This window comes from Halomonas sp. B23F22_20 (assembly GCF_043496985.1).
Classification (GTDB): Bacteria; Pseudomonadota; Gammaproteobacteria; order Pseudomonadales; family Halomonadaceae; genus Halomonas.
Window position 1 is genome coordinate 1 of the sequence record NZ_JBIEKH010000135.1, and the last position, 543, is coordinate 543.

Here is a 543-nt window from a genome sequence, read left to right on the forward strand (position 1 = left end):
CCCCAAGGGGTCTGATCCGCGATGACAACAACGACAATTGCCGGATACGCTTGAGACGTATCTCATGCCCTTTCCCGGGTAGGAAAGGGACTTTGTCAGCATGATTTACATTGTTAAAGAGCGTTTAAAGCTAGAAGCTTTAAGCTGGAAGCTTGAAGAGGAAAACCCTCTTACCAAGCGTCTAGCTTAAAACTTCATCGACTGCGGGCTGTCTTCCAGCTTCAAGCTTTGAGCTTCAAGCTCGAGAATGGTGGAGCCTAGCGGGATCGAACCGCTGACCTCCTGCGTGCAAGGCAGGCGCTCTCCCAGCTGAGCTAAGGCCCCTCTGATACCCTGTTGGAACAGGAAATTTGAGCAAGACGAGGCGCTTTTTGCCGACGTGTAGCCTGCTACACGAGGTGAAAAGCAACGACGTTTTACACAAATTTTGGTGGGTCTGGGCAGACTTGAACTGCCGACCTCACCCTTATCAGGGGTGCGCTCTAACCAACTGAGCTACAGACCCAAACAGTCTTTGCTCTGGCCGATCAGGTAATTCATTGT

General features: G+C 51.2%; 2 tRNA genes. Both read right to left on the reverse strand.

The window, feature by feature from the left end:
• Positions 1 to 248: 248 nt before the first annotated feature.
• Positions 249 to 324: transfer RNA gene (locus tag ACGTN6_RS20960), tRNA-Ala, on the reverse strand.
• A gap of 104 nt (positions 325 to 428) precedes the next feature.
• Positions 429 to 505: transfer RNA gene (locus ACGTN6_RS20965), tRNA-Ile, on the reverse strand.
• Positions 506 to 543 lie beyond the last annotated feature (38 nt).